The following is a 24,940-nucleotide window of genomic DNA, read 5'->3' on the forward strand; positions in this document are numbered from 1 at the left end:
TTTTATGTCAGAACGTAAATTATTCACGTCTGAATCTGTATCTGAGGGGCATCCGGATAAGATTGCAGACCAAATTTCAGATGCGATTTTGGATGCTATTTTAGCAAAGGATCCAGATGCGCACGTTGCTGCCGAGACAGCTGTATACACAGGTTCGGTCCATGTTTTTGGTGAAATTTCTACAAATGCTTATGTGGATATCAACCGTGTGGTTCGTGATACCATTGCAGAGATTGGTTATACCAATACAGAGTATGGTTTTTCTGCGGAGACGGTGGGAGTTCATCCGTCGCTTGTTGAGCAGTCACCAGATATCGCCCAAGGAGTTAACGAAGCCTTGGAAGTCCGTGGAAATGCAGATCAAGATCCGCTTGACTTGATTGGTGCTGGTGACCAAGGTCTTATGTTTGGATTTGCGGTGGATGAGACAGAAGAACTCATGCCATTGCCAATCTCACTCAGTCATAAGTTGGTTCGTCGTTTGGCAGAACTTCGTAAGTCTGGTGAAATCAGCTATCTCCGTCCAGATGCTAAATCACAAGTTACGGTTGAGTATGATGAAAATGACCGTCCGGTACGTGTGGACACAGTCGTTATTTCAACTCAGCACGATCCAGAAGTTAGCAATGAACAAATTCACAATGATGTGATTAACAAGGTTATCAAAGAGGTGATCCCAGCTTCTTACTTGGATGAGCAAACCAAATTCTTCATCAATCCAACTGGTCGTTTTGTAATCGGTGGACCTCAAGGGGACTCAGGTTTGACTGGTCGTAAGATTATCGTGGATACCTATGGTGGCTACTCTCGCCATGGTGGTGGTGCCTTCTCTGGTAAGGATGCGACGAAAGTGGACCGTTCAGCCTCTTATGCAGCTCGCTACATTGCCAAGAATATCGTTGCAGCAGGCCTTGCTAAGAAGGCAGAAGTGCAATTGGCCTATGCTATCGGGGTGGCGCAACCTGTTTCTGTTCGTATCGATACTTTTGGTACAGGAACAGTATCTGAAAGCAAGCTTGAAAAAGCAGCGCGTCAAATCTTTGACCTTCGCCCTGCAGGAATTATTCAAATGCTGGATCTCAAACGCCCAATTTACCGTCAAACAGCGGCTTATGGACACATGGGACGTACAGATATTGACCTTCCATGGGAACGTTTGGACAAGGTAGATGCTTTGAAAGAAGCTGTGAAATAGAATTAAAAGATTGGTAGCTGTGCACTGCCAATCTTTTTTGCAAAAGAAAACCAGCTTTCGGCTGGTCTTCTTATTTTATAGGTATTGAAATCTCAATCAATTTATCTGAATAAAGCGTCTTGATATTGGCTTCATCAATGCTTCCTTTATCGATTTTACGTTTCAAGAAGAAGTCTTGAATGGTTTCGATTTCAGGTTCACGAATAGCACGGTGTTTGTTGGAAATGAGGATTTCATAGTGAAGCGGGGCTTGTGTGAAAACTACATCTGTGTTTCCAGCAGAATAGACCTCGACAAGAGTTGCGTCTGTGCTTTCTAATTGGCTTTTAACAAGTTGCGAGTGTGAGTTTGTCGTATTGATAAGCTTCATAACAGTTCCTCCGATTTTCTAACTCTATTATAGCACTTTTTGGATAAAATCGTGTATTTTAGCCAATTCCATGCTGGATTTTCCAAGCTTCAATTCCCCATTTATGGCTACCACGTTTGAGTTTTTCAATTGCTTCATCAATAGGAAACCAAGCAATATGATTAAAATCTTCCAATGGTTTTTGTACTTCTTGGAAAGAAATAGCTTCATAGAGATAAGCTGGATTGTAGTAGTAGGTATCACGGTGGCGAGAGTAGAAATACTCATCAGCTTGTCCATAATAGGTTCCAATCTCAGCTGTAAAGCCAAGTTCTTCGATTAGTTCTCTCTTCAGTGCTTCTTGATGATCTTCGCCTGCTTCAATCTCTCCACCTGGCAAGAACCAAGCCCCATTGGGAGCTTGAACTAGGACAATTTGTTTTTTCTCCGCATCCGGAATAACTGCGTACACACCATAGCGGGGCTGGTAGGTCACATTCTCTTTTTTATCACCATAAGTTGGGTTTGCCATTGCTTTTTCCTCATTCTCTAGTGTCTTTATTATTATCATAATGGACGAGGGGCAAGCTGTCAAGGTTTTACATTTATTTTAGTAAAAAAGGTGCAGAAAATGATAGACTTTCTGCACTTGTTAGATAGATTTATTCTTCTATTTCAGAAGCAATCTCTTCTGTTTTTTCAGTTTTTTTGGCAGATTTGATTTGAATCTTGCCATTGCTTGTCATGACTGCCTTGAGGTCTTTTTCACTTGGATTTTCAAGGTAATAGTCAGTGATGGCATCCTCGATATGGTCTTGAATGGTACGGCGGAGAGGGCGCGCTCCCATTTTTGGATCATATCCTAGGTCAACTAATTTTTCTTTGACCTTGTCCGTCACATCGAGATGGATGTTGTTGCTAGAGAGGCGTTTGTTGACATCTGCTAGCATGAGTTCGACGATTTGGAGAAGGTTGTCCTTGCTGAGAGGTTTAAATTCGATTATGCCGTCAAAACGGTTCATAAACTCTGGGCTAAAGAAGTTGCCGAGTTCACCGAGAACAGAGTTGGTTCGACCTTCACGAGCAGCTCCAAAACCAACGCTGGCTTCGGCCTTACCAGTACCCGCATTTGAGGTCATGATAATGATAGCATCCTTAAAGCTAACTGTCCGCCCTTGCCCATCTGTCAAACGACCATCGTCCAAGACTTGAAGGAACATGTGCATCACATCTGGATGGGCTTTCTCGACCTCATCGAGAAGGATGAGAGAATATGGGTTGCGACGAACCTTTTCAGTCAGCTGCCCAGCTTCATCATAACCAACATAACCTGGAGGGGCTCCGACCAATTTAGCTACACTGTGTTTTTCCATGTATTCACTCATATCAAAGCGAATCATGCTGTCAGCAGAACCAAAGAGCTCAATGGCTAGTTGTTTGGAAAGTTCTGTTTTACCAACACCAGTTGGTCCGACAAAGAGGAAGCTTCCGATTGGCCGGTTAGGAGTTCCAAGTCCAACACGATTACGACGGATTGCCTTGGCAATCTTATCGACAGCTTCATCTTGACCAATGACATGAGTTTTGAGGTCGTCTGCTAGATGGATAAGCTGAGATTGTTCTTTTTCTTTGAGTTCTCCAACAGGGATATTGGTTTTCTGCTCAATGATATGTTCAATAGTTTTCTCGCTGATGATTGGAGTATCCTGATCGGTCACCTTGTTCTTTTGCATTTCCTTGTACTTGGCAATCTGATCGCGGAAATAAGCAGCCTTTTCAAAGTCTTCCTCTCGTGTAGCTTGCGCCTTGAGATTTTCAGCTTCAATTAAACGCTGATCAATCACTTTAGGATCAACAAAGTTCAGTGTCAGATTCATCTTAGAACCAGCTTCATCCAACAGGTCAATAGCCTTGTCTGGCAAGAAGCGGTCTTGGATATAGCGATTGGATAGATTTGCAGCAGCTTCTATAGCCGCATCAGTATACTTGACGTGATGGTAGTCTTCGTATTTTTTTTGAACCCCTTTGAGGATGATAATGGTTTCTTCAACAGTTGGTTCATCTACCTTGACGGGCTGCATACGACGCTCTAGGGCAGCATCTTTTTCAATGATGCGGTATTCATTGAGAGTAGTGGCTCCGACCATTTGCAATTCACCACGGGCAAGGGCTGGTTTGAGGATATTTCCTGCATCCATATTGCCATCGCCAGCAGATCCTGCACCAACAATTTCATGGATTTCATCGATAAAGAGGATGATGTCCTCACGTTTGCGGATTTCTTCCATGAGTTTTTGCATACGTTCTTCAAATTGGCCTCGAATCCCTGTTCCTTGGACTAGACTGACCACATCCAGACGGATGACCTGCTTGCCTTGAAGTTTATGGGGAACATCGCCATCGACAATCTTCTGAGCTAGACCTTCCACAACGGCTGTTTTACCAACACCCGGTTCTCCGATGAGGACAGGATTGTTCTTGGTTCGACGGTTGAGGATTTCGATAACGCGGATAATCTCCTCATCTCGACCGATAACAGGGTCAATATCTCCCCGACGAGCAATCTCAGTAATATTAATACCATATTCCTCTAGGAGTCCTTTTTCTTGACTAGGAGGTGTTTGAAGTGGGCCTCGGTTTTGAGGTCCATAACCACCGTTTCCTCCATATCCTCCACCAGATTGAGTTGGAGGGACGTTATTAGAAGAAGGTTTGAAATTGTTCAAATCATTGAAAAAGTCGCCGAAAGGATCAAAGTCATGATTGTTTAAGTCAGTCATTCCTTTAAAGAGGGTATTATTTGGATCTGTTTTGATAATTTTATAGCAATTTTGACAAAGATCAATTTGCTTTTGCTGTCCATTGATATTGGTATACAGATGAATTGTTGAGTCGTTTATTTTACAGTTTTGACAGAGCATACATCTACCTCATTTCATTCTTATTCTTTGTCTAATAAAAAGGTCAAGAATAGTCAAAGTTCTATACTCTCATTATAGCATGATTAAGGTGTAAAGCAAGTAAAAAGATTGGGAAGTGGTCGTTTTTAAGAGAGGGATTCATGGAGAATTAAGCGACTTGAAGGTAAGAAAAAATCCCATTTGCGGTGACAAAAAGGATTCTCATTTATCGGGCCTTACTGCCCGTTGTTTTTATATTAGTAAAGGAGTTCGTAGATCTCCATTGCAATTAAATCAATGCTATCAAAGGTATAAGTTTCACGAGCTTCTACATCGCGAAGGGTGAAGAGTGATCCATTTTCTTCGTCGTGGCTGTATGCAACTTCTGCGACAACAACACCTTCACGTTCAAAATTACGTTTTAGATTTCCACCATCTTTTGTCATTGCTTCTAGGCGGTTAATGATTCTAACCAAATGTGATTCCATTTTGATTCTCCTCCATTTCTTATCGTTTCTATTTTACCATAAACAAGAGGTAGTTGACTAGAAAAAAACTGTGATTTCTCTCTATTTCTCCATTCTATCAAGTTAATTGTTAAAATTAGGGAAAAAGGATTGCATTTTAATTCAATTCATGTTATAATCATACAATCTAATACATAGAAAGTTGATTGAATATGAATTTTTCTTTTTTACCAAAGTATTTACCATATTTTAACTATGGTGCTCTGATTACCGTATTGATTTCCATCCTTGTTGTCTGCTTAGGGACCATTATAGGTGTGTTACTGGCCTTTGCTCAACGTTCACGCTTTAAACCGCTCGTTTGGTTTGCCAATGTGTATGTTTGGATTTTCCGTGGGACGCCAATGATGGTTCAGATTATGATTGCCTTTGCTCTTATGCATATCAATGCTCCGACTATCCAAGTGGGAATTTTAGGAGTTGATCTTTCTCGTTTGATTCCTGGTATTCTGATTATTTCTATGAACAGTGGAGCTTACGTTTCAGAAACTGTTCGTGCGGGGATCAATGCGGTTCCTAAAGGGCAGTTAGAGGCCGCATATTCTCTCGGTATTCGTCCGAAAAATGCCATGCGTTATGTCATTTTGCCACAAGCTATCAAAAATATTCTTCCAGCTCTGGGAAATGAATTTATCACCATTATCAAGGATAGTTCCCTCTTGTCTGCGATTGGGGTGATGGAGTTGTGGAATGGTGCAACGACAGTAGCAACAACAACTTATTTACCATTGACTCCACTTTTATTTGCAGCCTTTTACTATTTGATTATGACCTCTGTTTTGACAGTGGCGTTGAAAGCATTTGAAAAACATATTGGACAAGGAGATAAGAAATAATGACAGAAACCTTGATTAAAATTGAAGAACTACATAAATCTTTTGGGAAAAATGAAGTTTTAAAAGGCATCAATCTTGAGATTAAACGTGGAGAAGTTGTGGTCATTATCGGTCCGTCAGGCAGCGGGAAATCAACTCTCCTTCGTTCGATGAATCTCCTTGAAGAAGCAAGTAAAGGTAAGGTTATCTTTGAAGGAGTTGATATTACAGATAAGAAAAATGACCTTTTTGCCATGCGTGAAAAGATGGGCATGGTATTCCAACAATTCAACCTCTTTCCCAATATGACAGTGATGGAAAATATCACTTTATCACCAATTAAAACCAAAGGTGAAAGCAAGGAAGTTGCGGAGAAAAGAGCACAGGAACTGTTAGAAAAAGTTGGCTTGCCAGACAAGGCAACGGCCTACCCACAGAGTTTGTCAGGTGGTCAGCAACAACGGATTGCCATTGCACGTGGACTGGCTATGGAACCAGATGTTTTGCTTTTTGATGAGCCGACTTCAGCCCTAGACCCTGAGATGGTTGGAGAAGTTCTAGCGGTGATGCAAGACCTTGCTAAATCAGGGATGACCATGGTGATTGTTACGCATGAAATGGGCTTTGCGCGTGAGGTAGCAGACCGTGTTATCTTTATGGCGGATGGAGTTGTTGTCGAAGATGGAACACCAGAAGAGATTTTCGATCAAGCAAAAGAACAACGGACCAAGGAATTTTTGAGTAAGGTTTTGTAATACCTCATTTTTAGAAGAAATGGAGTAGGCATCATGGCTTCCAGTAAAGAATATTTAAATTTTATTCTCGAACAGCTATCAGAGCTAGAGGAGATGAGTTATCGTCCAATGATGGGAGAGTATATCCTTTATTATCGTGGGAAGATTATTGGAGGAATCTACGATAATCGTCTGTTACTGAAGCCTGTGAAGCTGGTCTTGGATCAACTGGGACAGACTAGGCTTGAACGTCCTTATGAAGGAGCTAAGGAGATGATTTTGATAGAAGACATTGAAGATAAATCATTTCTAATCAGATTAATCAAGGAGATGTATGAAGTCTTACCGGCTCCAAAAGTCAAAAAGAAAGCATGACAGATTTACCTAGTATAAATAGGCATAAAAGCTCGACAAGGGCTTTTTCTTATAGTTTCAGACTATAAGGTCCATTAGGCAAGAAGTGTTAGGATGGCGAGTTATTTTTTGATATAATAGAGGATATTTGATAGAAAAGAGAAGAGATATGGCACAGATTATCGATGGGAAGGCTCTTGCGGCTAAGTTACAAGGACAGTTGGCTGAGAAGACGGCTAAACTAAAAGAAGAAACAGGTCTAGTTCCAGGATTGGTAGTGATTTTGGTGGGGGACAATCCTGCCAGCCAAGTCTACGTTCGCAACAAGGAACGGTCAGCTCTCGCTGCTGGCTTCCGTAGTGAAGTCGTGCGAGTTCCAGAGACCATTACCCAAGCGGAATTGTTAGACTTGATTGCCAAATACAATCAAGATCCAGCTTGGCATGGGATTTTGGTTCAATTACCTTTGCCAAAACATATTGACGAAGAGGCAGTTTTATTAGCTATTGACCCCGAAAAAGACGTGGATGGTTTCCATCCCCTAAACATGGGTCGCCTCTGGTCTGGTCATCCAGTTATGATTCCTTCAACACCTGCAGGAATTATGGAGATGTTTCATGAATATGGGATTGATCTAGAAGGTAAACATGCGGTTGTCATCGGTCGTTCAAATATTGTTGGAAAACCGATGGCTCAGCTTCTTTTAGCCAAGAATGCGACTGTGACTTTGACTCACTCACGCACCCATCATCTTGCCAAGGTTGCTGCTAAGGCGGATATTCTTGTGGTTGCAATCGGTCGCGCTAAGTTTGTGACTGCTGACTTTGTCAAACCAGGAGCGGTTGTCATTGACGTTGGGATGAACCGAGATGAAAATGGCAAGCTTTGTGGAGATGTTGATTATGATGCTGTTGCACCACTTGCTAGTCACATCACTCCTGTACCTGGTGGAGTTGGTCCTATGACTATTACTATGCTAATGGAGCAAACCTATCAGGCAGCGCTTCGAACACTAAACAAGGACTAGGAAAATGAAATTCGTATTTGACCTGGATGGAACGCTATCTTTTGACTACATGACCATAGATGAGGAGATTCAGCAGGTTCTTTTAAAGGCTGAAGATTATGGGCATGAGGTTGTGTTTGCCTCAGCTCGCTCTTATCGGGATTGTTTGGGTTTATTAGGCCCTGAACTCAGTCAGCGCTTGGTCATAGGGTTGAATGGCGGTGTAGCCTATCATTTGGGGAAGGGTATCTTTGAAAGGAATCTCGATGCTAGAGTTTATCAGGCGCTAGTGGATTATTGCCAGACCTACAATCTCCCTTTTTTTGCAGATGATTGCTTTGACTATAGTGGTCAGATTGTAGAGAAGATTCCATTTTTCTCCAGTGTAGATCCCCTAAAGGTGGCTCGTCATCAGAAACTCGAGGACTTGGGTACTCCGATTAAGGTAGTCGTTTATATGGGCGACCACGAGGAGTTGCTTGATGATTTGCTTGGTCAGTTAGAAAGACTGGGGCAGGCTCATCTCTCCTATCATGCGCATGAAAAGTGCCTTTATGTCAACCCCTTGGATACTCATAAGGCGACAACTGTTGAAAAGTTATGTGGGGAGAACTTCATCGCCTTTGGAAATGACCAAAACGATATTGAATTGTTTAAAACGTCTCTTTATTCAGTCCAGATAGGAGACTTTGCTGGCCTTACTCCATATGCAGATGACACGTTAGAGCTAAAAGGAGAACCTTCTCCAGCAGTGGCAGCTAAAATCTTACAGACCTTTGCGGAATTTAAGGGAAAATAGTGTAGAAGGAGGTCTGAACCTCCTTTTATAGTATAATGAATAGAGAGGAAAAAAGGATGAAAGTGATTGATCAAGCCTTACTAGAAAAAGTCATTATTGAACGTTCTCGTACCAGTCATAAAGGAGACTATGGCCGTCTGCTTTTGCTGGGAGGGACCTATCCTTATGGTGGAGCCATCATCATGGCTGCCTTGGCAACTGTAAAAAGTGGTGCAGGATTGGTGACCGTTGGAACAGATAGGGAAAATATCCTTGCTCTACACAGTCATTTACCTGAGGCTATGGCCTTCTCTCTTCAAGACCAGGAATTGTTAAAAGAGCAGTTGGAAAAGGCAGAAGTTGTCTTGTTAGGTCCGGGTTTGCGAGAGGATGCATTTGGAGAAGAACTCGTAAAAAGGGTCTTTGACAGCCTTAGAAAAGACCAGATTTTGATTGCAGATGGCGGCGCTTTGGGCATCTTAGCAAACGGCCAGTTACCATTTCCTTCTAGTCAGCTCATCCTAACTCCCCACCAAAAGGAATGGGAAAGACTGTCTGGTATAGTTCTTGACCATCAAAATACAGAGACGACTACTAGGGCTCTTTCTGATTTTCCTCAAGGAACGATTTTAGTTGAGAAAGGTCCGGCAACTCGTATCTGGCAAGTCGGTCAGCCTGAATATTATCAGTTACAGGTTGGAGGCCCCTATCAAGCAACTGGTGGAATGGGAGATACTCTGGCTGGGATGATTGCAGGTTTTGCAGGTCAGTTTCATCAAGTCAGTCTCTATGAGAGCGTGGTGTAGCGACCTATCTTCATTCAGCTATTGCGCAAGAACTAGCTCAAGAAAACTATTTTGTCCTGCCAACAGAAATTAGTAAAGCTCTTCCGAAAACAATGAAAAAAATATCTCAAAAAGGCAGCTAATATCTTGGTTGTCTTTTTATGTTGATGTAGCTTTGTTGATAAAGTTTTCAAATACCTCAGAACCAGCGACCAACTGCTGAACTTGTGTGAAATTCTCTCTTTTAAGGTCTTGATTTTTAGTCAAACTCGCAAGGAAAGCGAGATTGTTATCAAAGTTGAGGGGTGTCAAATCATGCTTTTTTTGATATAATTTTTAATGATGAATGCAAGAAATGATCGGTATGTGGTCGTTGATTTAGAGGCGACCAGCACCGGAAGCAAGGCAAAAATTATTCAAGTAGGCATTGTGGTGATTGAGAATGGTGAAATCATCGATCAGTATGCGACTGATGTCAATCCTCATGAACCCTTGGATTCTCATATCAAAGAATTAACAGGTCTGACCGATCAACGTTTGGCTGTGGCACCAGAATTTTCTCAGGTGGCTGGAAAAATTTTTGAATTGGTTAAGGACGGTATTTTTGTTGCGCACAATGTACAGTTTGATGCCAACCTTCTTGCAGAATTTCTCTTTTTTGAAGGATATGAATTGCGCACACCGCGGGTGGATACAGTTGAGCTTGCCCAGGTTCTGTATCCTCAGTTTGAAAAGTATAACTTAGGTATCCTTTGTCAAGAGTTGGGAATTGAGCTGGAACATGCCCACACTGCCCTGTCAGATGCTCAGGCAACAGCTGAACTCTTGCTTTACATGCGTCAAAAACTTTTTGAGCTACCTAAAGGGCTCTTAGAAAGCTTGTTAGACCTTGCAGACAACCTTCTCTATGAAAGTTATCTGTTGATTGAGGAGGTTTACCAGCAACAATCTCTCTTATCTTCGCCAGACTTGATGGAGCTTCATGGGCTTTTCCTCAGAAAGGAAAGCAAAGCCTTAGTCCCACGAAAGTTATCCAAAGACTTTGCTAAAAACATTTCTTTATTGGGGCTGGAGGAGCGACCGCAACAGATGGAATTTGCGGAGAAGATTGAGCAATTATTGGAAGAACACCAGACTTCCTTTATCCAAGCCCAAACGGGACTGGGCAAGACTTATGGTTATCTCCTCCCAGCTTTGAACTTGGAGAGTCAAGTAGGTATCCTAGTGAGTGTTCCGACCAAAATTCTTCAAAATCAAATCATGCAAGAAGAAGGTCAGCGCTTAAAAGAGGTTTTCCATCTGGAGATTCATAGTCTCAAGGGTCCTCAAAACTATTTAAAACTGGATGCCTTTCACAGAGTTCTCCATCGATCAGAGTCCAATCGCCTTTTCACACGCTTTAAAATGCAGTTGCTTATCTGGCTAACAGAGTCAGAGACAGGTGACTTGGACGAAATCGGGCAGCTTTATCGCTACCAGCACTTTCTGCCAGAACTAGTCCACGATGGCAAGCTTTCAAAGAAAAGTTTATTTGCCACAGAGGATTTTTGGAAACGAGGGCAGGAAAAGGCCAAGACCAGTCGCGTTCTCTTGACTAATCATGCCTATCTGGTCACTCGTTTGGAAGACAATCCAGAGTTTGTCGATAACCGTTTGCTGATCTTGGATGAAGCTCAAAAAATGCTGCTAGCTCTCGAAAATCTAGCCCAGCAGGCTTATCGCCTTGAGGAACTTGTAACTCAAATTGAAAAGTCCTTGGAGACAGAGGAAGATTTGGTTCAGAAACGCTTGCTGGAGAGTATAGGTTTTGAATGTCGTTACTTGATGGAGCACTATCAGTCAGGTCTGAAGAATGGAAAGTGGTTGGATTCTCTTGAAGAGTTGCGCCAACATTTTTCGGAGTTAACTCTCCCAGAGTATCGAGAAATTGCAAACTTTTTCACCTCGGATCGTGAATTTTGGCTTGCTACAGCAGAGAAATCGAGCAAGGATGTCTTGATTTGTTCAAGTAAAAAAGGCCGCTTTATACTAGCAGACTTATTGCCAGAAGATTGTAGACTCCTAGGAGTATCGGCCACTCTTGAAATCAGTAATCGGGTTTCCTTAGCAGATTTGTTGGGATTTCCAGATGCTCCGCTTGTTAAGCTTGATGTAGCAAAGCAGGAGCAACAAGAAGTCTTTCTAGTCGATGATTTTCCTCTTGTGACAGAAGTTTCACCTGTTGACTATGCTAGTGAAGTGGCTTCTGTCACTCGAAGCTTACAGGCCTTTCAAGAACCCATACTGGTCTTGTTTACCTCAAAAGAGATGTTGCTGGCTGTTTCAGACCTGCTCGACCAACCGCATCTAGCTCAGTATAAAAATGGGGAACCAAGCCAACTGAAAAAACGTTTTGAAAAAGGTGAACGCCAGATCTTACTCGGAACAGGTAGTTTCTGGGAAGGAGTTGATTTTTCAACCCATCCTTGCGTGATCCAAGTGATTCCGAGATTGCCTTTCCAAAACCCCCAAGAACCGTTAACCAAAAAATTAAACCAAGAACTGCGTCAAGAAGGGAAAAATCCTTTCTATGATTATCAGTTGCCGATGGCGATTATTCGGCTAAAACAAGCTCTGGGCCGTACTGTTAGAAGATCTGACCAAGGTTCGGTTGCTGTTATCTTAGACAGTCGTGTCGTTAGCAAGCGTTACGGCAAACAAATCGCCCAGGCCTTGTCAAAAGAAAGGGCTGTTCAGGTTCTTTCTAGAGAACAGCTAGAGCCTGCTGTAGCTGATTTTCTCCAATCTCGTCGCAATAGAATGAAAGAAAAATCCAAGAAAGAGAAAAGGTAAAAAATATGAAACGTTCCTTCGACTCTCGAGTCGATTATAGCCTCCTCCTACCAGTGTTTTGTTTACTGGTGATTGGAGTAGTGGCCATTTATATAGCAGTTAGTCATGACTATCCAAATAATGTATTACCAATTCTAGGTCAGCAAATCGCTTGGATTTCCTTGGGCCTTGTCATTGGTTTTGTGGTCATGTTCTTTAATACCGAGTTTTTATGGAAGGTGACTCCCTATCTTTATGGTCTAGGGCTAGCTTTGATGATCCTACCTCTTGTTTTCTACAATCCAAATCTTGTAGCGTCAACAGGTGCCAAGAACTGGGTATCGATTGGTGGAACGACACTTTTCCAGCCATCGGAGTTCATGAAGATTTCCTATATCTTGATGTTGGCTCGAGCCATTGTAAGATTCACTCAAAGACACAAGGAATGGCGACGGACTATTCCCTTGGATTTCCTATTGATTGGTTGGATGATCGCCTTTACCATACCAGTCTTGCTCCTCTTAGCCCTACAAAGTGATCTGGGGACTGCCTTGGTCTTTGTAGCTATTTTTTCCGGTATGGTTCTCCTTTCAGGTGTTTCGTGGAAGATTATCATTCCGGTATTTGCGACAGGAGTGACTGCAGTTGCAGGCTTCATGGCCATCTTTATAAGCAAGGATGGACGTGCCTTCTTGCATCAGATTGGGATGCCGACCTACCAGATCAACCGCATCTTGGCTTGGCTCAATCCCTTTGACTTTGCGCAAACAACGACTTACCAACAGGCGCAGGGACAAATTGCGATTGGAAGTGGTGGCTTGTTTGGACAAGGTTTTAATGTGTCCAATCTCCTCATTCCAGTACGTGAAAGTGATATGATTTTCACCGTAATTGCTGAAGACTTTGGCTTTATTGGTTCAGTCTTTGTAGTTGCTTTATACTTGCTTCTCATCTACCGTATGTTGAAGATTACGCTCAGGTCAAATAACCAGTTCTACACCTACATTTCGACTGGTTTTATCATGATGTTGCTCTTCCATATCTTTGAAAATATCGGTGCCGTGACAGGCTTACTTCCTTTGACAGGTATTCCTCTGCCATTTATTTCTCAAGGGGGCTCCGCAATTATTAGTAACCTCATCGGTGTTGGTCTCCTCTTGTCTATGAGTTACCAGACCAATCTAGCAGAAGAGAAAAGTGGAAAAGTTCCATTCAAACGAAAGAAAGTCGTCCTAAAACAAATCAAATAAGGAGGCCACTATGGCAAAAGTTGCAGTTATCTTAGCAAATGGCTTTGAAGAAATCGAAGCCTTGACAGTAATCGATGTCTTGCGTCGAGCAAACATTTCCTGTGATATGGTAGGATTTGAGGAGCAGGTGACGGGATCACATGACATTCGGGTAACAGCCGACCGTATCTTTGATGGTGATTTGTCTGACTATGACTTGGTCGTTCTTCCAGGTGGCATGCCAGGATCAGCTCACCTACGGGATAATCCAGCCCTCATTTCTGAGATTAAAGCCTTTGATCAAGCTGGAAAGAAAATTGCAGCTATCTGTGCAGCTCCAATCGCTCTCCATCAAGCAGGTGTCCTGAAAGACAAGCACTTTACTTGTTATGACGGAGTTCAGGAGCAAATTACTGACGGAATTTATCAAAAACAAACAGTGGTTGTAGATGGTAATCTAACAACTAGCCGAGGACCGTCAACCGCACTTGCCTTTGCCTATGAATTGGTAGAGCAATTGGGAGGAGATGCTGAAAGTTTACGAGACGGCATGCTCTATCGAGATGTCTTTGGAAATCAACAGTAAAACGAGAGTTCGGCTCTCGTTTTTTACTTGGAAAAATCTAGGAAATCATCGCTTTTTTCATAAAAAAATGGTATAATGAAGGGTATGAAATATCACGACTATATATGGGATTTAGGTGGTACCCTATTGGATAATTATGAGACTTCTACAGCAGCCTTTGTAGAAACCTTAGCCCAATACGGAATAGAGCAAGAACACGACCGCGTCTACGAAGCCTTGAAGGTTTCAACAGCTTTTGCCATCGAGAAGTTTGCACCAGATATCGAGGTTTTTTTAGAGAACTACAAAGAAAATGAGGCGCGTGAGCTAGAACATCCAGTTTTGTTTGAGGGAATTCCAGAATTACTCAAAGACATTTCGGACAAGAGTGGTCGCCATTTCTTGGTTTCTCATCGAAATGACCAAGTGCTAGAACTTCTTGCTAAGACCCAGATAGCGAACTACTTCACCGAGGTGGTGACTGCCAGTTCTGGCTTTAAACGAAAACCAGATCCTGAGTCCATGATTTATTTACGTGATAAATATCATATTACATCTGGTTTGGTCATTGGTGACAGAAATATTGATGTAGAAGCAGGTAAAGCTGCTGGCTTAGATGCCTATCTTTTTAATAACGTTGCGACATTGAGACAAGCAATAGACATGTAAGAAAAGGGAAAAAATGACAGAAGAAATCAAAAATCAACAGGCACAAGATTATGATGCCAGTCAAATTCAAGTTTTGGAGGGACTTGAAGCTGTTCGTATGCGTCCAGGTATGTATATTGGATCGACTTCAAAAGAAGGTCTTCACCATCTAGTATGGGAAATCGTTGATAACTCAATTGACGAAGCCCTAGCTGGATTTGCCAGTCACATCCAAGTCTTTATAGAACCAGATAACTCCATCACCGTTGTGGATGATGGGCGTGGAATTCCTGTTGATATTCAGGAAAAGACAGGACGTCCCGCTGTTGAGACCGTCTTTACAGTCCTTCATGCTGGAGGAAAATTTGGCGGTGGCGGATACAAGGTTTCAGGTGGATTGCACGGTGTAGGTTCATCAGTAGTAAACGCTCTTTCAACTCAACTAGATGTTCATGTCCATAAAAACGGTAAGATTCATTACCAAGAATACCGTCGTGGTCATGTTGTTGCTGATCTTGAGGTGGTTGGAGATACGGATAAAACGGGAACAACAGTTCACTTCACACCAGATCCAGAGATTTTTACAGAAACAACGACTTTTGATTTTGAAAAATTAAACAAACGTATTCAAGAACTAGCCTTTTTGAACCGAGGTCTTCAAATCTCCATCACAGATAAGCGTGAAGGTCTCGAACAGACTAAACATTACCACTATGAGGGTGGGATTGCTAGCTATGTTGAATATATCAACGAGAACAAGGATGTTATCTTTGATACACCAATCTACACAGACGGTGAGATGGATGATATCACAGTTGAAGTAGCCATGCAGTACACAACCGGTTACCACGAAAACGTCATGAGTTTCGCCAATAACATTCACACCCATGAAGGTGGTACGCATGAGCAAGGTTTCCGTACAGCGCTGACACGTGTTATCAATGACTATGCCCGCAAGAATAAACTACTAAAAGACAATGAAGACAACCTAACAGGGGAAGATGTCCGTGAAGGCTTGACTGCAGTTATCTCAGTGAAGCATCCAAACCCGCAGTTTGAAGGACAAACCAAGACCAAACTGGGGAATAGTGAAGTAGTCAAGATTACCAATCGCCTCTTCAGCGATGCCTTCTCTGATTTTCTCATGGAAAATCCACAGATTGCCAAGCGCATCGTGGAAAAAGGGATCTTGGCTGCCAAGGCTCGTGTAGCTGCCAAGCGTGCGCGTGAAGTCACACGTAAGAAATCTGGCTTGGAAATTTCCAATTTGCCAGGAAAACTAGCAGACTGTTCTTCTAACAACCCTGCTGAAACCGAACTCTTCATCGTCGAAGGAGACTCAGCTGGTGGATCAGCCAAATCTGGTCGTAATCGTGAATTCCAAGCTATCCTTCCAATTCGTGGTAAGATCTTGAACGTTGAAAAAGCTAGCATGGATAAAATCCTTGCTAACGAAGAAATTCGAAGCCTTTTCACAGCCATGGGAACAGGATTTGGTGCAGAATTTGATGTCACTAAGGCTCGTTACCAAAAACTCGTTTTGATGACCGATGCCGATGTTGATGGAGCCCACATTCGAACTCTCTTGCTAACCTTGATTTATCGCTATATGAAACCAATCTTAGAGGCTGGTTATGTCTACATTGCCCAACCACCGATTTATGGGGTTAAAGTTGGAAGTGAGATCAAAGAATACATTCAACCTGGTGCAGATCAAGAAATTAAACTCCAAGAAGCCTTAGCACGTCACAGTGAAGGGCGTTCAAAACCAACCATCCAACGTTATAAAGGTTTGGGAGAAATGGATGACCACCAATTGTGGGAAACAACCATGGATCCTGAACATCGCTTGATGGCGCGTGTTTCGGTAGATGATGCTGCCGAAGCAGATAAAATCTTTGATATGTTGATGGGAGATCGAGTAGAACCTCGTCGCGAATTTATCGAAGAAAACGCTGTTTACAGTACACTTGACGTTTAAAAAATGTGGGAAATAGTTCCCTTGGTTTAAAAAATATGATATAATCATTACGATTGTTTCTAGTATAAAAGGAGTTTGATATGTCTAATGGACAACTAATTTATCTAATGGTTGCAATTGCAGTCATTCTGATCTTAGCTTATGTAACAGCTATCTTTTTACGTAAGCGTAATGTAAGCAGATTAACGGCCCTTGAAGAAAGAAAAGAAGAACTCTACAACCTTCCTGTAAATGATGAGGTTGAAGCCGTTAAAAACATGCACTTGATTGGTCAAAGTCAGGTGACCTTCCGTGAATGGAACCAAAAATGGGTTGATTTATCTCTGAACTCATTTGCTGATATTGAAAATCACCTCTTTGAAGCTGAAAGCTACAATAATTCTTTCCGTTTCTTTAAAGCAGCTCACAAGATTGATCAAATTGAAAGCCAGATTGGTTTAATTGAAGAGGATATTGCAGCTATTCGCAATGCCCTTTCTGAACTTGAAAAGCAAGAATCTAAGAATAGTGGCCGTGTCCTTCATGCCTTGGACTTGTTTGAATCCCTTCAACATACCATTGCAGAAGATTCAGAGAAATATGGTAAGGCCCTTCCTGAGATTGAGAAACAATTGGAAAACATCCAATCTGAATTCTCTCAATTTGTTACCCTAAATTCATCAGGTGACCCAGTTGAAGCGGCAGCAATTCTTGATTCAACTGAAAATCATATTCTTGCTTTGACACACATCGTTGAGCGAATTCCAGCTCTTGTTGAAACCTTGACAAAAGAACTGCCAGAACAATTGGCAGATTTGGAAGAAGGCTATCGCAAGCTGTTGGATGCCAACTACCACTTTACAGAAACAGATATCGAGTCTCGTTTCCAACTTTTGCATGAATCTCTGAAAAATAATCAAGAAAACATTCGTCAGTTGGAATTGGACAATGCAGAGTATGAAAATAATCGCATCCAAGAAGAAATCAATTCGCTTTACAATATCTTCACTCGCGAAATTGCATCTCAAAAAGTGGTAGAAAGTCTTCTTGCTACATTACCAACTTTTCTTAACCACTTGAAAGAAAATAATCAGGTGCTTGTTCAAGATCTTGAACGCTTGACTAAAACCTACCTTCTTCCTGAAAGTGATGGAAATCATGTTCGTCGTCTTCAAGCAGAATTGGCTGCACTTGATACGGCAATCATGGAAGTGACACAGGATCGAGGTGAGCCAACCCAAGCCTATTCTGTTCTTGAAGAACAGTTGGAAATGCTTCAGAGCAAGCTCAAAGAAATTGAAGATGAGCAAATTTTTGTGAGCGAACAACTTGCCCAAATTGAAAAAGATGACCTTAATGCTCGTCAAAAAGTAAATGTTTACGTGAACCGTTTGCATACTATCAAACGTTACATGGAGAAGAGAAACTTGCCAGGTATCCCTCAAAGCTTCTTGAAACTTTTCTTTACAGCAAGTCACAACACAGAAGATTTGATGGCAGAGTTAGAACAACCACAAGTGAATATTGAATCGGTTAAACGAATTCTTGAAGTTGCAACAAATGATATGGAAGCACTTGAAACAGAAACCTATGATATCGTTCAATATGCAACCTTGACTGAGCAACTCTTGCAATACTCAAACCGTTACCGTTCATTTGATGAGCGTATTCAAGATGCTTTTAACAAAGCGCTTGAAATTTTTGAAAAAGAGTTTGACTACCAAGCGTCGTTTGAAAAAATTTCACAAGCCTTGGAAGTTGCAGAACCAGGAGTTACAAACCGTTTTGTAACTTCATATGAGAAAACACGTGAAGTGATTCATTTCTAAAATAGAAACTTTGATTTATTGAATTACACCCCAAAAGTTAGACAGCAAAAATCTAACTTTTGGGGTGTTTTATTATGAAATTAAGTTATGAAGATAAAGTTCAAATCTATGAACTAAGAAATCGTGGTTATTCGGTCAATCATAAAAAGGTCCAACGTCTGATGAAAGTCCTTGATTTAGCGGCTCGAATTCGTCGGAAACGGAAGTATTTTTCCTACCAAGGAGAGATTGGCAAGAAGGCAGAGAATCTCATTCAACGCCAGTTTGAAGCAGCCAAACCAATGGAAAAGTGCTACACAGACGTGACAGAGTTTGCCATTCCAGCAAGTACTCAAAAGCTTTACTTATCATCAGTTTTAGATGGCTTTAACAGCGAAATTATTGCTTTTAATCTTTCTTGTTCGCCTAATTTAGAACAAGTACAAACGATGTTAGAACAGGCATTCACAGAGAAGCACTATGAGAATACGATTTTCCATAGTGACCAAGGCTGGCAATACCAACACGATTCTTATCATCGGTTCCTAGAGAGTAAGGGAATTCAAGCATCTATGTCCCGCAAGGGAAACAGCCCAGAAATGGGATGATGGAGTCCTTCTTTGGCATTTTGAAATCCGAAATGTTTTACGGCTATGAGAAGTCGCTTCAGTCGCTTAAGCAATTAGAACAAGCCATTGTAGACTATATCAATTACTACAACAATAAAAGAATTAAAGTCAAACTAAAAGGACTTAGCCCTGTACAATACAGAACTAAATCCTTTTAATAATTAATTGTCCAGCTTTTGGGGATCATTACAAAAACTTTCGTTTTTTTTTTGCAATTAAATGTTTGGATTGATATTTATTCTAATCATTTTGCTATTAAATTGCTATGAACTAGTCAATTAGTTCTAATTTAATATTAAATATCAATTAAACTATATTGAATCTAATAGAAGACTCTATTAAATTAGTAAAATAAAAATGTTTAAATATAAAATTTTTTATATTTCAGATTTAATTATAAAAAATTTTTTAAATATTTAATTTGAAAATATTCAGCTAGATAGCTTTTAAAAGCAATATTTTTTGAAAAAAGTGAAATTCGATATAAAATATTAACACTGTGTCAATATTTTCAAAAGGCAATAACCTCATAATATTACAAAAAAATTAATTTTGTTTTATAATAAAACTAAAGGAGATTTCTATATTAAGTACAGAACAAATACGATAAGTATTGTACTCACATATAGTTATTAAATATGTTAATATGATGTAGTTTAATTAATAACTCTCATGTATTTCAATAAGTCTGAAAGGAGATGAGTATTGGGAATCTATTATCAGAGTTGGTCGTTTTAATGTTTGTAGTTATTTTGAAAGGAGAATTATGAAGAACAAGAAATTTTGGTTATACATTCTAACATCTCTAGCTTGTTTATTGGGCATAATATTTGCTCCAAATTCAGTTCAAGCAAAGGAACTGAAGAATGTCATCAGTAATATTGGTATTTGGGAGGTTGATAATGGTAGATTTATAAAACCGGATGCGAATGGTGTTTATACTCTGTCTCCTGAGCATAATGATTACCCGAACTACAAGTTTATCGTAGATTATGATTTAAGTGCTTACAATGGTAAGTTGGAGGATGGTGACACCTTTACATTCACTGTTCCAGGTCCTTTGTCAGTTAGAGAGGAAACTTTTGATCTAAAGGACAAGGAAACAGACCTTGTTATCGGAGAAGCCAAAATTGTGTCAAATGGTGATAATAATGGTGGAAAGGCTACAATTACCCTAAAAAATTTAAAAGTTTACCTAGAGAAGAAGAAGGGAATCTACGTTCAGAATGTTAGAGGAAGCTTCTATCTTGGATTTAGTTCTAAGAATGAACTAAGTGAGCAAACACTACGCTTTGAAAAGACAGAAACAATAAATGAAATTACTTATCAAATCAGGGTTGGTCGAAGAGGTGAGGTTGATTATTCTGAAGGGATTGGCAAAGCCAACTTTAGTAAATATCATGGATTAATTAGTAAGGAAGCCTGGACCTCAAAAGCTTTAAATAAGAGTGGTCAATATCTTCATACGTGGTATGTTAGGGTCAATCCAAAGCAAGCTTCATATGATAAAATTGAGATTCATGATTGGGTCGATCCAAATTCGTCACCAATGCAAATGATTCCGGAATCTCTCAGTGTTATAGCAGGTTGGTATAACAAAGTATACTACATGAAAGACGAGGTAGTTTTAGAAGCTGGTAAAGATTACGAAATTAAGTGGAATGATTCTTATACAGATTTCACCATTACCATTAACAACGCTTCTTCTATCGTAGCTAAAAATGGAAACCCAGCAGCTTTTCGAATTGGTTATAAAACGAGCGCTCCAGGAGATGGTACAAAAGTACTGAATAATGTCGAAGTAAAAGCTAATGATAACAAACTGGAGTATCAAGATTATAGTAATAAGACGGTACTTCAGCAGATTGGTAATTCTGTTGTGGCCTCAGGAGGAACTGTACAATTAGAGACAGCTTACCGTATCATTCTTTACAAGGTCGACGAGCTGACTCATGATCGTCTAAAAGGAGCAAAATTCAAGATTACTCCTCCGGCAGGAGCTACGGCTAAAGAAGAAATTGTAACGACAAATGATGACGGAATTGCTGAGTCATCTATTTACTCAGAAAGTGATATCAAGAAAGGGAACTTTACAGTAACCGAGATTGAGGCTCCTGAGGGATATGAGTTGAATCCTACTCCATTTGAGATGACTGTTGGACAAGATGGAGCTATCAAAACAGTTACAAATAAACGTAGCAAAGCTAAAGTTAAGATTAAAGCTAATAAAAAACTTACAGGACGTGAGTTGAAGGCTGAAGAGTTTGAATTCACTTTAACAGACCAAGATGGTAAGGTGAAAGAAACTGTGAAGAATGACAAAGACGGAAACGTTGCTTTCTCAGAATTGGAATTCGACAAAGCAGGGACTTATACCTTTAAAATTGCTGAAAAATCTGGCAGTGATACAAGCATCAAGTACGACACTAAAACTGTCACGGCTACAGTTACTGTAGTAGATAAGGGCAAAGGTGCACTTGAAGCAACTGTTTCTTACGATGACGAAAAAGCTTTCGAGAATACTTACACTCCAGCAAAAACGGAAGTTCCTGTGAAGAAAGTATGGAAGGACGAGAACAACCAAGATGGTAAACGCCCATCTTCTGTCACAGTTAAATTGCTTGCAGATGGTCAAGATACTGGTAAGATACTTGAGCTCAATGCCACAAACGGTTGGGCTGGAAGCTTCACAGACCTTGATGCTGATAAAGGCGGAACACCTATCCAGTACACTGTAGTAGAAGTAACTGTTGCTGGTTACACTTCTGAGGTTACTGGTGACGCTGCATCAGGATTCACTATCACAAATAGCTATTCACCAGAAACAGTTGATGTAAAAGCAACTAAGAACTGGGATGACGCGAACAATCAAGACGGCAAACGTCCGACTAAGATTACAATCAATCTTTTAGCAGACGGTAAGAAAGTTGATTCGAAAGAAATTCAGGCTGCTGCAGACGGAACATGGACTGCTACATTCGAAAAATTAGCAAAATATAAAGCTGGTAAAGAAATCAAATACACTGTAACAGAAGAAGCCGTAGCAGAATACGAAACGACTATTACAGACTTTACCATCACAAACAAATATGCTCCTAAAGAAATTGACTACAAGGTAACAAAAGTATGGAACGATGCCAACAACCAAGACGGTAAACGTCCTGAGTCCGTAACGGTTCAACTTTACAAAAAAGTAGGAGCTGCAGATCCAGTAGCCGTTGAAGGTAAGAAATTGACCTTAACAGCTAAGGAAAAGACTGATGATAACACTTGGGTAGCATCCTTCACCAATCTTCCACAATACGAAGCTGGAAAAGAAATCACCTATTCTATCAAGGAAGTGGATGTACCAGCTGGTTACGAAGCCTCTGTGACTGGTCAAGTAGTGACAAACACCTATAACCCAGAAACAGTTGTTCTTTCAGGAACTAAGGTGTGGAAAGATAACAACAACCAAGACGGCAAACGTACAACATCTGTGAAAGTTCAAATTCTTAAAAACGATAAAGAAGTTGTTCAAGAAATTGAAGTTTCAGAAAAAACTGGCTGGAAGTTCGAATCTAAAAAACTTCCTAAGTATGAAAATGGTAAAGAAATCAAGTACACTGTCAAAGAAACTGCTATGACAGAATACAAAGCAACCATCACTACAGATAAGGATGGCAAGTACACCATTACCAATGAATATACACCAGAAAAAATTGCTGTAAGTGGACAAAAGACCTGGATTGATAATAACGACCAAGATCGTATCCGTCCAGCATCTATCACTGTCGCTCTTCTTGCCAATGGTAAAGAAACTGGCAAGATAGCAATCGCAACAGCTGAAACAGGTTGGAAGTATGAATTCACTGAACTGGATCGTTACCAAAATGGTAAAGCAATCGAGTACACAGTCAAAGAAGTTGGTGTTCCTACAGGTTACACAGCTACTGAAACTGGTATGAATGTGACCAACACCCACACACCAGAGAAAACATCTGTAAAAGGTAAGAAGATCTGGAAAGATGAAGATAACAAAGATGGCATCCGTCCAGCATCTATCACCGTAAAACTTCTTGCAGATGGTAAGGAAACTGGTCAGACAGCTACAGTGTCAGAAACAAGTGGCTGGACTTATGAGTTTACAGGTCTTGATCGTTATCAAGAAGGTAAGGAGATTGCCTACACTGTTGAAGAAGTGAATGTTCCAGATGGTTATACAGCTTCAGTAGAAGGTTACAACATTACAAATACGCACACTCCTGAAAAACCAACACCTGGCAAACCAAATGAACCAGGTAAGCCTAAAAAAGGTGGGGAATTGCCTAATACAGGAAGCGAGTCTAACCAAGTGGCTCTAGTAGCTGGAATCGCCCTTCTTGGATTGGGAACAGGATTCTTGGCAAGACGCAAAAAAGAAGATTAAGTTTTTTAAACGGTATCTTTCACGAAATGTTGCAAGACAGTTTAAAAGTGGAAACAAGTGTCAATGGAAATTGGCACTTGTTTTTTTTGTAACTAACCCTGGTTCTACTACCAGATACAAGTGGATAGTTGCCACTTACTAAAAAGCTATTGTTTTTGCGAGGAAATCCTCTATAATTGGTGACAAATAAAAAAGGAGATGTTGCATATGATTGAAACAAGATTACAAGATAAATTGAAGTCAGGTTTGGAGGTAGAAAACTTTCAAAAAGATGGGGCTATCTATCTGTCTCTTAATCCTGATTATCTATCTGGAGATAATGCTAAATACATGACCATGTATAACCGTATGGCTCGTTGGTATGATATGAGTGAGAAATGGATAGGACCATTTCTCCACGGCAAGGCAATTGATAAGTTGAGAAGGGATCTGATGGGAGAAATAGAATGGAAGGATAATTTATCTGTTCTCTATGTCTCTATCGGGACTGGTCAAGACCTCCGTTATATCCCTGAGACAATTGACCTGAAAAGTTTAGACTTTGTAGGGGTAGATATTTCTATCAGTATGCTAGAAAAATGCCAGAAATCTTGCGCTAAAAAGACTAATTTGCAACTTTTCCATGCTTGCGCGGAGGATCTACCCTTTGCGGATAATAGTTTTGACATTGTCTACCATATTGGCGGAATCAATTTTTTCAATGATAAGGCCAAGGCTATGCAGGAAATGCTACGAGTGGCGAAACCAGGGACTAAGATTTTAATTGCAGATGAGACGGCTGACTATGTGGATCAGCAATATAAGAAAAATCATTTTAGTAAGGATTATTTTAAAGATGCTACTGTTGATTTGAGTGAAATTGAGAATGCTGTTCCAAGCGAAGTTAAGGAAAAGGAAATGAAACTTCTTTGGGATGGTAAATTCTACGCATTGACATTTAGGAAATAAGAAAGAGTATCTTGGTAGAGCTTAGAAAGTAAGTATGAAGATAAAAATATTCCCTTAGACAGCTGTCTGAGGGAATGTTTTTTATGGGAGCATCATCAATTCGACAATCATAGCAATGTAGATGATTAAGGTAAGGAGAAAACCGGCTCTCCAGAAGAATTTGATGAATTTAGGGTAATAAAAACTTCGTTTTTTGACAAGGAAAAAGACTACAAGGAGGATTGCTAGGAGAGAAAGTGCGACTCCAAGTCGCGGTAGAAAGTTGTGGGTAAAGGCTTTAGCAGTAATCAGGTAGTACTCAAATACCAAAAGTGGAAAAGCTAGATCCGCGAAATTAAATCCTATTTTCCTAAGTCCGAAAAGCTTGGTGACAATAAAGCAAACCACCAAGGTTAATATCAATAATAAAATAGATGCTATTTTCATTAAAATCATACCCATATTGTATCATAAAAAAACGCTAAATGAAATGAGAAACAAGGGAATTTGTA

At 40.5% G+C, this 24,940-nt stretch carries 19 protein-coding genes and 2 pseudogenes; 16 read left to right on the forward strand and 5 right to left on the reverse strand.

Annotation, left to right across the window (positions count from 1 at the left end; genetic code table 11):
* Positions 1-4: 4 nt before the first annotated feature.
* Positions 5-1,195, forward strand: coding sequence for a methionine adenosyltransferase (metK, locus tag ACT17O_RS03640; RefSeq protein WP_000003916.1), 1,191 nt, complete (start codon positions 5-7; stop codon positions 1,193-1,195).
* A 70-nt stretch (positions 1,196-1,265) separates the two neighbouring features.
* Here the strand turns inward: metK and ACT17O_RS03645 are convergent, their stop codons facing one another.
* The 4 genes from ACT17O_RS03645 to ACT17O_RS03660 all read right to left on the reverse strand — a co-directional run bounded on the left by ACT17O_RS03645 (position 1,266) and on the right by ACT17O_RS03660 (position 4,932).
* A complete protein-coding gene (locus ACT17O_RS03645) occupies positions 1,266-1,565 on the reverse strand; it encodes a DUF1827 family protein (protein ID WP_000767205.1) in 300 nt (99 codons plus the stop codon).
* A gap of 58 nt (positions 1,566-1,623) precedes the next feature.
* Entirely contained in the window at positions 1,624-2,076 is a 453-nt protein-coding gene (locus tag ACT17O_RS03650) for an NUDIX hydrolase (protein ID WP_000013176.1), read from the reverse strand.
* A gap of 130 nt (positions 2,077-2,206) precedes the next feature.
* Complete coding sequence (locus ACT17O_RS03655; RefSeq protein ID WP_000882477.1) at positions 2,207-4,465, reverse strand: ATP-dependent Clp protease ATP-binding subunit; 2,259 nt, start codon at positions 4,463-4,465, stop codon at positions 2,207-2,209.
* 236 nt (positions 4,466-4,701) lie between these two features.
* Complete coding sequence (locus ACT17O_RS03660) at positions 4,702-4,932, reverse strand: DUF1797 family protein (RefSeq protein WP_000443577.1); 231 nt, start codon at positions 4,930-4,932, stop codon at positions 4,702-4,704.
* Positions 4,933-5,123: 191 nt separating this feature from the next.
* On the opposite strand from ACT17O_RS03660, the gene ACT17O_RS03665 reads away from it, so the two are divergent.
* The 15 genes and pseudogenes from ACT17O_RS03665 to ACT17O_RS03735 all read left to right on the forward strand — a co-directional run bounded on the left by ACT17O_RS03665 (position 5,124) and on the right by ACT17O_RS03735 (position 24,449).
* Positions 5,124-5,807, forward strand: a complete 684-nt coding sequence (locus tag ACT17O_RS03665; RefSeq protein WP_001011622.1) for an amino acid ABC transporter permease — start codon at positions 5,124-5,126, stop codon at positions 5,805-5,807.
* On the forward strand, positions 5,807-6,541 hold the full coding sequence (locus tag ACT17O_RS03670; protein ID WP_212575724.1) for an amino acid ABC transporter ATP-binding protein: 735 nt from the start codon (positions 5,807-5,809) through the stop codon (positions 6,539-6,541). Before ACT17O_RS03665 ends, ACT17O_RS03670 begins: the two co-directional genes overlap by 1 nt.
* A gap of 33 nt (positions 6,542-6,574) precedes the next feature.
* Entirely contained in the window at positions 6,575-6,895 is a 321-nt protein-coding gene (locus ACT17O_RS03675) for a TfoX/Sxy family protein (protein ID WP_212575723.1), read from the forward strand.
* A 148-nt stretch (positions 6,896-7,043) separates the two neighbouring features.
* A complete protein-coding gene (locus ACT17O_RS03680) occupies positions 7,044-7,901 on the forward strand; it encodes a bifunctional methylenetetrahydrofolate dehydrogenase/methenyltetrahydrofolate cyclohydrolase (protein ID WP_444817761.1) in 858 nt (285 codons plus the stop codon).
* A 4-nt stretch (positions 7,902-7,905) separates the two neighbouring features.
* A complete protein-coding gene (locus ACT17O_RS03685; RefSeq protein WP_444817762.1) occupies positions 7,906-8,679 on the forward strand; it encodes an HAD hydrolase family protein in 774 nt (257 codons plus the stop codon).
* A 56-nt stretch (positions 8,680-8,735) separates the two neighbouring features.
* Positions 8,736-9,586, forward strand: a pseudogene (locus tag ACT17O_RS03690) (NAD(P)H-hydrate dehydratase).
* Between the two features lie 199 nt (positions 9,587-9,785).
* Entirely contained in the window at positions 9,786-12,275 is a 2,490-nt protein-coding gene (locus ACT17O_RS03695; protein ID WP_002875130.1) for a bifunctional DnaQ family exonuclease/ATP-dependent helicase, read from the forward strand.
* 5 nt (positions 12,276-12,280) lie between these two features.
* On the forward strand, positions 12,281-13,504 hold the full coding sequence (locus ACT17O_RS03700; protein WP_044021067.1) for an FtsW/RodA/SpoVE family cell cycle protein: 1,224 nt from the start codon (positions 12,281-12,283) through the stop codon (positions 13,502-13,504).
* A 10-nt stretch (positions 13,505-13,514) separates the two neighbouring features.
* Entirely contained in the window at positions 13,515-14,069 is a 555-nt protein-coding gene (locus ACT17O_RS03705; protein ID WP_001140918.1) for a DJ-1 family glyoxalase III, read from the forward strand.
* 84 nt (positions 14,070-14,153) lie between these two features.
* On the forward strand, positions 14,154-14,717 hold the full coding sequence (locus ACT17O_RS03710) for an HAD-IA family hydrolase (RefSeq protein WP_444817855.1): 564 nt from the start codon (positions 14,154-14,156) through the stop codon (positions 14,715-14,717).
* A 13-nt stretch (positions 14,718-14,730) separates the two neighbouring features.
* Complete coding sequence (gyrB, locus tag ACT17O_RS03715) at positions 14,731-16,677, forward strand: DNA topoisomerase (ATP-hydrolyzing) subunit B (RefSeq protein ID WP_070838120.1); 1,947 nt, start codon at positions 14,731-14,733, stop codon at positions 16,675-16,677.
* An 80-nt stretch (positions 16,678-16,757) separates the two neighbouring features.
* Positions 16,758-18,485: a septation ring formation regulator EzrA gene (ezrA, locus tag ACT17O_RS03720; protein ID WP_444817763.1), complete on the forward strand. Its 1,728-nt coding sequence runs from the start codon at positions 16,758-16,760 to the stop codon at positions 18,483-18,485.
* Between the two features lie 110 nt (positions 18,486-18,595).
* A pseudogene (locus ACT17O_RS03725) lies at positions 18,596-19,251 on the forward strand (IS3 family transposase); the annotation flags it as partial.
* A 608-nt stretch (positions 19,252-19,859) separates the two neighbouring features.
* Complete coding sequence (locus tag ACT17O_RS03730; protein WP_444817764.1) at positions 19,860-23,501, forward strand: Cna B-type domain-containing protein; 3,642 nt, start codon at positions 19,860-19,862, stop codon at positions 23,499-23,501.
* A gap of 207 nt (positions 23,502-23,708) precedes the next feature.
* Positions 23,709-24,449, forward strand: coding sequence for a class I SAM-dependent methyltransferase (locus tag ACT17O_RS03735; RefSeq protein ID WP_061586829.1), 741 nt, complete (start codon positions 23,709-23,711; stop codon positions 24,447-24,449).
* 81 nt (positions 24,450-24,530) lie between these two features.
* Here the strand turns inward: ACT17O_RS03735 and ACT17O_RS03740 are convergent, their stop codons facing one another.
* Positions 24,531-24,890, reverse strand: coding sequence for a DUF3397 domain-containing protein (locus ACT17O_RS03740; RefSeq protein ID WP_000525394.1), 360 nt, complete (start codon positions 24,888-24,890; stop codon positions 24,531-24,533).
* Positions 24,891-24,940 lie beyond the last annotated feature (50 nt).

The sequence above is a fragment of the Streptococcus sp. HJ1 genome (genome assembly GCF_052399005.1).
Classification (GTDB): Bacteria; Bacillota; Bacilli; order Lactobacillales; family Streptococcaceae; genus Streptococcus.